This window comes from Microcoleus sp. N3A4 (assembly GCF_036701805.1).
Lineage (GTDB): Bacteria > Cyanobacteriota > Cyanobacteriia > Cyanobacteriales > Microcoleaceae > Microcoleus.
On the sequence record NZ_JAUBRJ010000123.1, the window covers coordinates 1 to 12,076 of the forward strand.

The 12,076-nt window shown below is 44.4% G+C and carries 9 protein-coding genes and 1 pseudogene; 5 read left to right on the top strand and 5 right to left on the bottom strand.

Translation table 11 applies throughout. The features are described 5' to 3' along the window. Positions 1-78 precede the first annotated feature (78 nt). From folB to QUA56_RS35250, 5 genes are all read right to left on the bottom strand, one after another. The gene (gene folB / locus QUA56_RS35230; RefSeq protein ID WP_333368292.1) at positions 79-435 is read right to left on the bottom strand and encodes a dihydroneopterin aldolase; all 357 of its coding nucleotides are present in this window, start codon (positions 433-435) and stop codon (positions 79-81) included. 140 nt (positions 436-575) lie between these two features. Continuing rightward, the gene (locus QUA56_RS35235; protein ID WP_333368295.1) at positions 576-1,946 is read right to left on the bottom strand and encodes a serine/threonine-protein kinase; all 1,371 of its coding nucleotides are present in this window, start codon (positions 1,944-1,946) and stop codon (positions 576-578) included. Between the two features lie 278 nt (positions 1,947-2,224). Further along, positions 2,225-2,413, bottom strand: coding sequence for a hypothetical protein (locus QUA56_RS35240; protein WP_333368298.1), 189 nt, complete (start codon positions 2,411-2,413; stop codon positions 2,225-2,227). Between the two features lie 246 nt (positions 2,414-2,659). Next, the gene (locus QUA56_RS35245; protein ID WP_333368300.1) at positions 2,660-3,775 is read right to left on the bottom strand and encodes a formylglycine-generating enzyme family protein; all 1,116 of its coding nucleotides are present in this window, start codon (positions 3,773-3,775) and stop codon (positions 2,660-2,662) included. Between the two features lie 237 nt (positions 3,776-4,012). Beyond that, complete coding sequence (locus QUA56_RS35250) at positions 4,013-5,296, bottom strand: glutamate-5-semialdehyde dehydrogenase (RefSeq protein ID WP_333368302.1); 1,284 nt, start codon at positions 5,294-5,296, stop codon at positions 4,013-4,015. 219 nt (positions 5,297-5,515) lie between these two features. Here QUA56_RS35250 and QUA56_RS35255 point away from each other — a divergent pair, with 219 nt between their 5' ends. The 5 genes and pseudogenes from QUA56_RS35255 to QUA56_RS35275 all read left to right on the top strand — a co-directional run. Beyond that, positions 5,516-7,240, top strand: coding sequence for a zinc metalloprotease HtpX (locus tag QUA56_RS35255; RefSeq protein WP_333368305.1), 1,725 nt, complete (start codon positions 5,516-5,518; stop codon positions 7,238-7,240). Between the two features lie 218 nt (positions 7,241-7,458). Beyond that, complete coding sequence (locus QUA56_RS35260) at positions 7,459-8,466, top strand: SMP-30/gluconolactonase/LRE family protein (RefSeq protein ID WP_333368308.1); 1,008 nt, start codon at positions 7,459-7,461, stop codon at positions 8,464-8,466. A gap of 124 nt (positions 8,467-8,590) precedes the next feature. Further along, positions 8,591-10,330 carry a hypothetical protein gene (locus QUA56_RS35265; RefSeq protein ID WP_333368311.1) on the top strand — a complete coding sequence of 580 codons (1,740 nt, stop codon included), beginning with the start codon at positions 8,591-8,593 and terminating at the stop codon, positions 10,328-10,330. A 223-nt stretch (positions 10,331-10,553) separates the two neighbouring features. After that, positions 10,554-10,790: a hypothetical protein gene (locus QUA56_RS35270; protein WP_333368315.1), complete on the top strand. Its 237-nt coding sequence runs from the start codon at positions 10,554-10,556 to the stop codon at positions 10,788-10,790. 87 nt (positions 10,791-10,877) lie between these two features. Then, positions 10,878-12,011, top strand: a pseudogene (locus tag QUA56_RS35275) (RNA-guided endonuclease InsQ/TnpB family protein); the annotation flags it as partial. Positions 12,012-12,076 lie beyond the last annotated feature (65 nt).

Here is a 12,076-nt window from a genome sequence, read left to right on the forward strand (position 1 = left end):
CGTCTCGCTCGCGGCATAGGTCGCGAGCGAGACGCTCGCACTCGTAAAAAACGCTTTTTACCAAATTGGGATGCTTCCCTAATGACTTCTGGTAATTTCTAGAGTAATTCTGCCGCCAAAGTCAGGGATGGGAGCGGCAGGTTTTGAGAGCTGTATCTTGACTTTCTCGACTAACGGCAGTTCTAAAAGTGCTTGGGCGATCGCATTTGCTAGCCGTTCAATCAATAAAAACTTCGAGTTTTTGACTAGCTGTTGAACCAGAGTAATTGCACTTCGGTAATCCAGAGTATGTTCGATATCATCGCTTTTTCCGGCTGGCGATAAATCTACCCAGAGAGTAACATCCACTTCAAACCACTGCCCCAATACTTGCTCCTCTGGCAGATAGCCAGTGTACCCGTAGCAGCGAATTCCTGTAAGTTGAATAGAATCCATTGTGAAATAAACTAAAAGTGCATTGCATATACCAATTTACATTTAACCAGATCGAGTTCTAATTCTCTTCTCTTTCTTTCTCTTTGCTCTGCGCCCTCTGCGCCCTCTGCGGTTCAATCACTCTTATTCTATCTTAAATTTCAAAACTGCCCTCCCTTCTCCAACCTGTCCAAAAAATTCTCAGCAACTTGATACCATTTATTTCTAATTTCTGCATCTTCGGGCTTGTCTGTCAATGTACGACCTTGTAATTCTGGATATTTTTGGTAAAATAATTCATCTACTTTCTGATAAAAAATATCCTGCTCGATATTAAGATTTTTGCGACGTTTGCCAATTTTTTCTTGCCTAGCTATTTCTGCATCTAAATTTGACGTATTGGGAAAATGCGGAAGTTCGGGAAGTTTTGGCAGTTCAGGTAACTTTGGAAGAGTAAAACCAGATTTTACTGCACTAAAAGCTAGAACTCCCGGCAAAAAAGCCACACTTAAACTCCAGATAATTTTCCAAGAAATTAACTTAAATTTGTTGGTGTTACTGTTAACAACTTGATGGTTCTGCCCCACAGGAATATTGTTGTTGGTAGCAGTTTTAGTGCTGTATTTGAAGGGGCGGCCGACAAAGTTCATTGTCACCATTTGGGAAATTATACTGCCAATTTGAGATAGTTTTGGATCTTTGAGTGCTTCGCGGACTTCTTTTGCGGACTGGTAGCGATCGCCCGGTTGTTCTGCTAGCATCTTATCCAACACGGTGCCGAGATTTTGACTGACTGTGACGTGCGATCGCCAATCCCAAGTTTTGTTATTGATATCGTACAATTTTTGAGGCTTTTTGCCGCTTAGCAGTACCAAAGCCGTGACGGCTAAAGCGTATAAATCGCTAGCAGCAGAAACTTTCCCCAGTCGCATTTGTTCGGGTGGCGAATAACCCTGTTTGCCGATCGCCGTAGCAGGTTGTCCGCTAAACTGCAATACCGCCGTTGCTGCGATTTGCTTAACTGAACCGAAGTCAATTAAAAATGGCAGTTTGTCAGCAGTGTGCTCGATGATGTTGTCGGGCGAAACATCGCGGTGAATTAAATTGTGGGAATGAATGTATTCTAAAACTGGTAAAAGCTGAAATAGCAGTTGAGTAACTTCGGCTTCGGTAAAATTTTTACCTTGCTGCTGGCGAGATATAAGTATTTCTTCGTAAGTTTGACCGGGGATGTAGTCTTGAACTAAAAATAAAGATGGAGCTCCGCCCAAATCAGTTCGCAGCAGTTCTCGAAAGCGCGGGATTTGGGGGTGTTGGAGGTTGTAAAGCATACTCGCTTCGCGATCGAACAATTCGGCGGCTTTCGGGCTGTCAACCACCGGCGAAAACTCTTTGAGTACGCAGTGTTCGCCGTAGCGGTTGATATCTTCTGCGAGATAAGTGCGCCCGAAGCCGCCGCGGCCCAATTCGCGGATGATGCGGTAGCGTTTTTCGAGAGTGGAACCTGGGGCGAGGAGGGAGGAGTTAGACATAAACCACGGCAAATTGTTCGAGTTGGGGAGTCGCCGAGCACAGTATAGCTTATTGTAGCTAAGTTTGTTTGAATGCGAGGGAAGGAAGGGCGATCGCTTTTTTTTTGGAAGGATAAAGGAGAAGGGACACTTTGCTTAAGATTCAGTATCTACAGGATATCGTAGGGGCGGGTTTTACCAACCATCTATGATAGAAACCAACAATATAATAAACCCGCCCCCACCCAACGACAAATGTAAATCTACATTTTTGGCATTCGATCGAACATCAGGTTAATCTAGATTATCGGCTGTATGGGAGCGAGTTTATCTAAATTGTTTTTGAGAATTAAATATTGTTCGTAAAATCCGCCCCTACAGGCAATTCGGTGGGTTTTACCAGCCATATATGTTGTAAACAAACAATATAATAAACCCGCTGTCGTTAGATACAGCATATTCGGTGGTTGATGAAGTACAGTAGCCACTATATTTATATTGTGTGATGTTAATATGTAGGGTGCGGATCTGCGACCTTTTAAATGGAACTTGCAGATTGACGGGTGGCGACGCACCTTACTTACTACAAGAATATGTGTACTACATATACATGGAATATGCTGTAAGTACCCAAACAGAATTAATTACAAACCGTCATTGCGAATGAAGCGGAAAAGGAAAAAGTGCAGAGGGCTAAAGAGTCAAAGGGTAGAGAAGAGTCCTCGCCGGGAAAACTAGGACGAGGGACAAACCGACGCAACCGCAACGCGAAAACCCCAGGGCCTCCAACTGTGGTTCGCCGAGAGCCAGTCACGAACGGCACTGCGGCAAAGAACCGCATAGATTTCCCAGGAACCGCCACGCAGCATCCGGCGATCGTATCTGCCAGTTTCCCAAGAACTTCCGTCAGTTGGTGCGCCGTTATAGTTTTCGTGCCACCTATCGCTGCACCATTCCCAAACATTGCCGTGCATATCGTACAGCCCAAAGGCATTGGGGGGAAAACTCCCGACATTAGTTATTTTTCTGCTGTTAAGTCCTTTGAGGGCGTTTGCGTAGGGGGAGTATCCCCCATAGTTGACTAATTCCGGGGTAATGGTTTCCCCAAAATAAAATGGGGTTGTTGTACCGGCACGACAGGCGTATTCCCATTCTGCTTCACTCAGGAGGCGATATTTTCTCCCGGTTTTTTGCGAGAGTTGGCCGCAGAATCCGACGGCCATATCCCAGGATACAGATTCAACAGGACGTTTTTCACCTTTGAAATGATGCGATGGGTTGTATCCCATCACTGCTTGCCACTGTGCTTGGGTGATGGGATATTTGCCTGCATAAAAAGCGGGTACTGTTACTTGATGCTGCGGACTTTCATTATCTCTTCTATCTTCCTCTGTTGCTGGGGAACCCATCATAAATGTGCCACCGGGAATATACACCATTTCCAGCACAACTCTTTTCCCTAAATCTTCGGGAAAGAAGTGAGCATAATGACGGCGGCAACTGTTTTCTTTTCCTTCAGCATCAACTGTAATAACATCAAAGTGAAAAGTAGGCAAATATTTTTGGAATAGCTCTTTTAGATTTGGTTGATTACTATCCTTCAGTAGCGAATAGGCTGCAAATCTCACCGCCATTGATTCATCTTGCAGTGCCCCAATTATTAAATCTAAACCGGCATCTCCATATTTCAGTGCTTGTGACAATGCAGCAATTTTCACCTCGACAATCGGTGAAGCTAAACGACTTTTAACACCCGGAATCCCGCCTAAAACGGCCGAACCCAATGGCACTTGAGATTCACCGCCAAGGATGGCATCGTATTCTCTGGGTTGATTTTGATTTTCTGTCATGATCTGGATTTACCGTAAGTTTCACACTTCTATCGAGTTGTATGGTGCGTCATACTAAATCCGCGTTTACTACCCCTTTTTTTAGTATTATTTTTCGCGAGCGAAGCGATTGCGACGCACAGCCAACAATGACAGAGGGTTAGTAAGTTGTAGGGTGCGTCTGACGCAGTTATAGGGTGATTATTCAAGGTCTCGGATCTGACGCACTCTACTCATTATGCCTGTTGCGTAAGTCTATTACAAATCCCGATGCGTAAATTCCTTAGCATCTTTTCCTACATAACTCGCGGCAACATGACCATCTCCAACAACTCGATACTTATAGGTAATCAACCCCTCTAAACCGACAGGCCCGCGAGGTGGCATTTGCTGCGTGCTAATCCCCACTTCTGCACCGAAACCGTAGCGGAAACCGTCGGCAAATCGAGTCGAACAATTGTGATAAACTCCCGCCGCATCGACTAGATTTAAAAAGGTTTCGGCGGCTTCGCTGTCTTCGGTAACAATCACATCTGTATGTCGAGAACCGTAAGTATTGATATGATTAACTGCTTCTTCCACAGAATCTACTATTTTGACAGACAAAATCAAATCGCTGTATTCTGTAGACCAATCGGTTTCTGTCGCTTCGGCAATATTTTCGAGGATGGTGCGAGTTTTTTCGTCTCCCCGCAATTCGACTTTTTTCTGCTGCAAAGCTGCGGCAACTGCTGGCAAGAAAGCGGGGGCGATCGCACTGTGAACTAATAAAGTTTCAATGGCATTGCAGGCGGCTGGATACTGAGTTTTTGCATCGACTGCAATCTCTACTGCTTTCTGAATATCTGCCGCTTTGTCTGCGTACAAATGACAAATTCCGTCGGCGTGTCCCAACACTGGAATTCGGGTATTTTCCTGCACGAAGCGCACGAAAGAGTTAGAACCTCTGGGAATAATCAAATCTACATATTCATCCATTTTTAGCAGTTCGATTGTTTCTTCTCGCGTGGTGAGCAACTGCACGACTTCTGGATTAACCGCAGTTTCTGCTAATGCTTGATGTATCACTTTTGTCAATGTTTCGCAGGAACGAACTGCTTCTCTGCCGCCTTTGAGGATGACGCCGTTGCCAGATTTGATTGCCAAGGATACTATCTGAATTAAAGCTTCTGGGCGCGCTTCAAAAATAATGCCTAAAACGCCCAAAGGACAGGTGACACGCTTCAGAATTAATCCTGAATCCAATTCGCGGTGAATTTGCACGGCACCTACGGGATCTGGGAGTTTGGCAACGTCGCGCACGCCCGCGATCGCACTTTTCAACTTGCTCTCATCCAACTTTAGGCGATCGTACAGCGGTTTCGCAATTCCATCAACCTCAGCCGCCTTGCAGTCAGCAGCATTCGCCGCCAAAATATCCGGCGCAGCAGCTTCTAAAGCTTTCGCAATAGCCTCAATAGCTTGATTTTTGGCATCAGCGGACAAAACTGCCAATTTTCTAGCAGATCCGCGCGTTTTTTGGGCAATTTCAATAATAGACATGGCAGTAAGTTTTAAATTGTTTTGATTGTTGGGTTTTGACTTTTGAATTGAATCCCGAAAAATAAATTTAGGGGCGGTTTTCAGTCTTAACAATTCTAGAGAAAATTCTATATTTTTGTTGAGACCCCTTACAGCAATCCGCATTAACAGGTTAAAACAGTGAAGTATAGATAAAATCTCACGGTCATTTCCATTTGTCAATAACCTTTGGAGATTATTATGTCATCTCATACCCCTTTACGCAAGGCAGGGCGAGCCGCAAAAGCCGGCGTTCAACTGATACAGAAAACTGGCGGAAATCTCGTTTTAGCTTCCGGCGTCACCATCAGCCTGCTGTTTGGTATGGTGTTAGCGCTATCCTTAGCCTCTGTTTTGATTCTCAACAGTCCCGATCCAGTCACCGGATTGGCGATCGCACTTCCGATTACCCTGATTTTTAACATCGCTGCTTTTTTCCTATCGCCTTACTTGATGGATTTAACCCAAAATTGGCTCTACAATACTCGCTGGGTTTCCCTAGCAGAAATTGAAAGCCTAAGTCCCGAAACAGCGAAAGTTATTCAGAAGGTTTGCAAGCAGAAAAAACTCTCTTCTCCGCGTTTAGGAATTATCGACGACCAAAACCCTACTGCTTTTACTTACGGTTCATTTCCAAACAGCGCTCGCTTAGTCGTCAGTCAAGGTCTTTTCACCTATTTAGACGACGATGAAATTGCCACTGTTTACGCCCACGAACTCGGTCACATCGTCCACTGGGACTTTGCAGTAATGACTTTAGCTTCAACTTTGGTGCAAATTACTTATTTAATTTACACTACAGCTCAAAGGCTGGGTCGAAGTGGTGGCGACAAAGCTAAAGATGCGGCCGGTACTGTAGCTGCTGTTGCTTATTTGTTTTACATCGCCGGCACTTATTTATTGCTGTATTTGTCGCGGACGCGAGAATATTTTGCAGATTATTTTGCGGCCCAAACTACTGGCAACCCCAACGCTTTATCCCGCGCTTTGGTAAAAATTGCTTACGGTATTTTGGAAGAAGGACAAACAGCAACGGAACCCAGCCGCTTGTTAGAAGGAACTCGCGCTTTAGGCATTTACGATGCGAAAGCCGCTACATCTACTGGTACTGCTTACCGGATTGCTTCGGAGCCCGAAAAAATTGGGCGAGTGTTTCTGTGGGATATGTTTAATCCGTGGGGTTGGTGGATGGAGTTGAACTCTACTCACCCGCTGACTGGTAAACGAGTTCGCGCTTTGAGCACTTATGCCGAACAATTAGGCTTGGATATTGAGTTTGACATGGGCAGGATTGTTGGCGAAGGCAATCTTTTGAGCAAGCGGAGATTGTACGGCAATTTTGTGTTCGATTTGCTGCTGTACAGTGCAGAAACTCTGGGATTAGCGGTGGGTTTTGCGATCGGCATTTCGCTGTCTGCTGCGAATCCGATGATGATGGTTGCTTGTCCTTTAATCGCTTTGGGCGCGGGAATTTTGCTCAAAACTCTGGTGATGTTCCCGAATTACAAACAAGCAGAACATTTGGATGTTTTAACCTTAATGTCTGACCCTTATGCAAGTCCTTTGCGGGGTCAACCTGCGAAACTGCAAGGCGAATTAATTGGTCGCGGCGATGCGGGTTATACCTTCGGTTCAGATTTGAAATTGCAAGACAGAACGGGAATGATTTATCTGCGATATGCTTCTCGTTTTGGGCCAATTGGTAATTTTCTGTTTGGGATGAAACGGGTTAAAAGTTTGATTGGAATGGATGTTAGCGCTTTGGGTTGGTTCCGCCGGGGTGTTGCACCTTGGATGGATTTGATTCAGCTTGAAAGCGATAGCGGTACGGCGGTTAAGAGTTATCACCGCTTCTGGTCTTTTCTGATGGGTATCGGTGCGATCGCGATCGGTATTGCATTTCTATTCGTGTCATTTCCAGCTTAACAGTTGACAGCACTTTACTCCTTACTACAAACTGGTTCGTAGTGAGGAATTCAGTCCTCCAAAATAAACTTTAAGGACTTAAAGTCCTTCCTACAAACCTCAGAATGGTTATATAGCAGTTTTCAGTTGAGTGCAGTACAGATAACGGGTAGGGACACGGCAATGCCGTGTCCCTACTATACTTGAATACGCTGTATAATCGGACATAATATCAGCTCTTGGTTAATGAAGTTACGATCGCCAACATGACAGTCAAAATTGCTACAATTAGTTTGTTGTTGATAATATTAACTTTAGCAGTCAGCAACCCCAGCCAAAAACTGAGGGCTAACTTAACAAAATTGACCGCCCAAACGGAAAACAGAGAGAAAAAAAACACCGTGCAAGATATTCTCAATGACAGCGCGAAATTAGAAAAACTAGCTGGTGAATTTCAATTTATAGAAGGCCCAATTTGGCATCCAGACGGCTTTTTGCTGTTCAGCGATATTCCCGCCAATATTATCTATAAATTAGCCTCAAACCAGCAAGTTGAGGTATTTCGCAGCCCTTCGGGAAAAGCCAACGGGAATACTTTAGACAAAGCAAACCGCTTAATTACTGCCGAACACGAAAATCGCCGCGTCTCCCGCACAGAAAAAGACGGTAAAATTATCACATTGGCGGATAGATACGAGGGCAAGCGGCTCAACAGCCCGAATGATTTGGTTGTTAAATCCGACGGCAGCATTTATTTTACAGATCCGCGCTACGGTGTTAGTAAAGAGCAGGAAGAATTAGGCTTTTACGGTGTTTACAGGCTGGCAGCAGACGGGAAATTAACTCTGCTGGTTAAAGATTTGGTGCTGCCGAACGGCATAGCTTTTTCACCAGACGAGCAAAAACTTTATGTCAACAATTCGGAAGCTGGATACATTGCCGTTTTCGATGTAAAACCGGACGGAAATGTTAGCAACCAGCGAGTTTTTGCCGAGTTAAAAGACGCCAGTCAAGGGGGAGTACCCGACGGTTTAAAAGTTGATTTAGAGGGGAATGTTTACAGCACCGGGCCGGGGGGAGTGTGGATTTTCTCGCCGGATGGTAAGCTTTTGGGGAGGATTTCTGTGCCTGAGACTGCGACTAATTTGGCTTGGGGAGAAAGCGATCGCAAAACGCTTTATATTACGGCAAATACAAGTCTGTATCGGATTCGGCTTAAAATTGCGGGCGTGCGGGCTGGAAAATGAGCGAAAATCGGGCGAAATTGAAAGTAAAGCGTTTTTTATTAGGGGTAATTGACCGGGCATGATATAATCGTAGGTTTGAGAATCAGTCCTTCCCGATTCTTTAATCTCAAATCTCCAATCTCAAATGGTATTAATAGCTCGGTTGCACAAATTTCTAACTGCTACAGTCGATCGCAAATCCCGATCGCGCACAATATTTTGGTTGACTCTGAGCTTGACATTTGCCGCAGTTTATGCTATTTTGGGACTCAAGCAAGTCTTCAGCGCCGAGTATATGGTGCAAGACGATGCGAGGCAGCACGTTTTCTGGATGATGCGATTTGTCGATCCAGAATTATTCCCCAACGATTTCATTGCTAATTACTTTCAATCTATCGCCCCCGCAGGATACAGCACGCTCTACAAATTAGCAGCAACAGTTGGCATTCACCCGCTATTTTTTCACAAAATATTGCCGCTATTTCTCGGCTTAATCTCCACTTATTACTGTTTTGGCCTGTGCCTAGAAATGCTGCCAGTACCGATGACTGGATTTATTGCATCTTTGCTGTTAAATCAGCATATGTGGATGACGGACGATTTGGCTTCCACAACGCCAAGAGCTTTTATTTATCCGATATTTCTGGCTTTTTTATATTATTTGTCGCGCACTTCGCTGCTGCCTTGTTTGGGGGCGATCGCCCTGATCGGACTATTCTATCCTCCTTATGCCTTGGTTGCTGCCGGAACTTTAGTTGTGCGCCTGCTATGCTGGAAAAACGGCGGTTTGCGCTTGTCGGGCGATCGCACTAATTACCTATTTTGCACTACAGGTTTGGGAGTAATCTTTTTAGTAATGCTGCCCTATGCCTTAGATCGCTCTGAATTTGGCCCAACTTATACCGCAGCAGAAGCGAAGCAAATGAGCGAATTTGCCCCCAACGGCAGAAATGCTTTTTTTCGGCCAAATCCGGTAGATTATTGGTTGACAGGGCGGGGCAGCGGGATGTTTCCCAAGTCGCTGTTTACGCCTGTAACTCACTGTGTCGGGCTGTTATTTCCGCTGCTGCTGTTTTTGCGATCGGCCTTTCCCTTAGTACATCAGATTCAAAGCAAAATCTGGCTTTTGCTTCAGCTATTTTTAGCATCCTCGGCGATGTTTTTTGCTGCTCATGCCACCATTTTTAAGCTGTATAACCCAGGTCGCTATACTGCCTACAGCTTGCGATTTATTGTGGTTTTAATAAGTGCGATCGCCCTAACGTTAATCATTGATGGAGTCGGTCATTGGGCCTCAAAAACCGCAACAACATTTCAGTTTAAAAATCAAGTTGCCCTAATGACGACAGCGATTATCGCTGTCGCAGTGGTGCTGTATCCCTGCTTGGTTGAAAAATTTCCTACTGTCGGGTATATAGAAGGTAAAATGCCGGCTTTGTACAAATTTTTTGAGCAACAACCTAAAGATATCCTGATTGCTTCGATCGCGGCAGATACGGATCATTTGCCAACATTTAGTCAGCGTTCGGTTTTGGTTGCCAAGGAATATGCAGTGCCTTTTCATAAAGGCTACTACAGCAGATATCGGCAGCGAGTTAGGGATTTAATTCGCGCTCAGTATACTCCCGATCGAGCTGTCTTGCAAAACTTCATTAATAGCTATGGAGTTGATTTTTGGATGCTCAATCGCAATTCGTTGACTCTTCAGTATTTAGAGGATGACGGCTGGCTGGATCAGTTTGATACTACACAAGAGGCGATGCTTTCTTTCAAACAAGGAAAAATTCCCGCATTAGCTTCAGCAATCACAAGTTGTGCTGTTTTTCAAAATGAAATTGTAGTGGTTTTGGATGCGTCTTGTATTGTGAAATTGACCGGAAGTTAAGGCGAGGCCGAGCCTCGGGATCTGCGTTACCAGGCAGAGCCTGGGAACTAGAAAATGCGTTATAACTTAGATATTGCACCATTGTCAATCATCCTTTTATGAACAGGCAAGATGCCTGTTCCACAAGAGATTAATGTTCTTGTGGAACAGGCATCTTGCCTGTTAAGCGAGAATGGTGCAAGATGTGAGTTATAATCCCGATAGGAGATAATGGTGCGGGTCAATGACACAAGTTCTCGATCGCGAAATTCTCGATGGGCGAGTGGTGCTCAACGGCACTTGGGAGCAATTCAAGTTAATCCAGAAGGTTTCGGAAGATTCCCCAGGCATAAAGTTGTCCTTTTTTGCAGGGGCGATCGAGATTCTGATGCCGGGATTCCAACACGAAAATTTTTCTGAAATCATTGGTTACTTAGTGACCACTTTTCTGCTGGTACAAGGTATTGTAAAACTTCGTTGAGTTTGTAAGCACTTATAAGCAATAGTAGTATGCTATTATCATAGCGGTCGAGTGGAATACACGCAATCTAAAAAATGAAAGCCTTAAATGCAGCTAACAGAGCGACATATCATTAAATCTACGGAACATCGTTTCGCCCAAATTGATGAATTAGCTTTTAAATCCAAGAATCTCTACAACGCGGCCAACTACGTCATTCGTCAGCATTTTATTTATGGATGGGGCTATGTCGGCTACAACGAAATGAACCGTTTAATGAAGTCTTGTGAAGCATACAAAGCTTTACCAGCAAAGGTTAGCCAACAAATATTAATGGTGTTGGACAAGAATTGGAAATCATTCTTTGAAGCAGTTAAAGCTTACAAAACAGATGACTCTAAATTCACTGGCCGCCCGAAATTGCCGAAATACAAGGATAAGACTAAAGGGCGAAACATTCTCGTCTACACAATTCAAGCGATTAGCAGCAAGCAGTTAAAAAAGGGAATCATTAAACTTTCCGGTACTGAACTTTCAATTAAAACTAAAGTCGATCCCGATCGAATTAGCCAAGTCAGATTAGTTCCCAAATGCGATTGCTATGTAATTGAGGTAATTTACGATAAACCGGAGTCTACCGTCAGCAACAATAACTTTGTAGCTAGCATTGATTTAGGACTGGATAATTTAGCGGCGCTAACTTCAAATCAACCGGGATTTGTTCCTTTGTTGGTTAACGGGCGACCGTTGAAATCTATCAACCAGTTCTACAACAAGCGCAAAGCCAAGTTGCAATCCCAGTTGAAAGGGAATCGCCAAACCTCATCTCGCATTCGACACTTAACTCGCTGTCGCAACCAAAAAGTTGATAATTACTTGCATCATGCCAGTCGCCTAGTTGTTGACCTTTTGAGTGCCAAGCAAATTGGGACGCTAGTAATCGGTAAAAACGCACAGTGGAAAACCGAGATCGATCTCGGTTCGCAAACTAACCAAAACTTTGTCAGCATTCCTCACGCTCGATTAATTGAGATGTTGGAATACAAGGCTCGATTAGTTGGGATCGAAGTAATTGTACAAGAAGAGTCCTATAGTTCGCGAGCCAACTTCTTGGGTTTAGATCCAATTCCTGTTTACGGGAAAACCGATAAAGACCCTGTTTTTACTGGCAAGCGAATCAAAAGAGGTTTGTACAAAACATCAGTTGGTCAATTAATTAATTCTGATGTCAACGGTTCGTACAAGTGCGATTCGTTCAGTCGAAACCGAGAAATCGGGGGATGACTGGCTTCTACAGGGTAATCCAT

Coding starts and splice junctions, on each gene's coding strand:
- folB (WP_333368292.1), bottom strand. CDS start 435: ATGGATTCTATTCAACTTACAGGAATTCGCTGCTACGGGTACACTGGC.
- QUA56_RS35235 (WP_333368295.1), bottom strand. CDS start 1,946: ATGTCTAACTCCTCCCTCCTCGCCCCAGGTTCCACTCTCGAAAAACGC.
- QUA56_RS35245 (WP_333368300.1), bottom strand. CDS start 3,775: ATGACAGAAAATCAAAATCAACCCAGAGAATACGATGCCATCCTTGGC.
- QUA56_RS35250 (WP_333368302.1), bottom strand. CDS start 5,296: ATGTCTATTATTGAAATTGCCCAAAAAACGCGCGGATCTGCTAGAAAA.
- QUA56_RS35255 (WP_333368305.1), top strand. CDS start 5,516: ATGTCATCTCATACCCCTTTACGCAAGGCAGGGCGAGCCGCAAAAGCC.
- QUA56_RS35265 (WP_333368311.1), top strand. CDS start 8,591: ATGGTATTAATAGCTCGGTTGCACAAATTTCTAACTGCTACAGTCGAT.
- QUA56_RS35270 (WP_333368315.1), top strand. CDS start 10,554: ATGACACAAGTTCTCGATCGCGAAATTCTCGATGGGCGAGTGGTGCTC.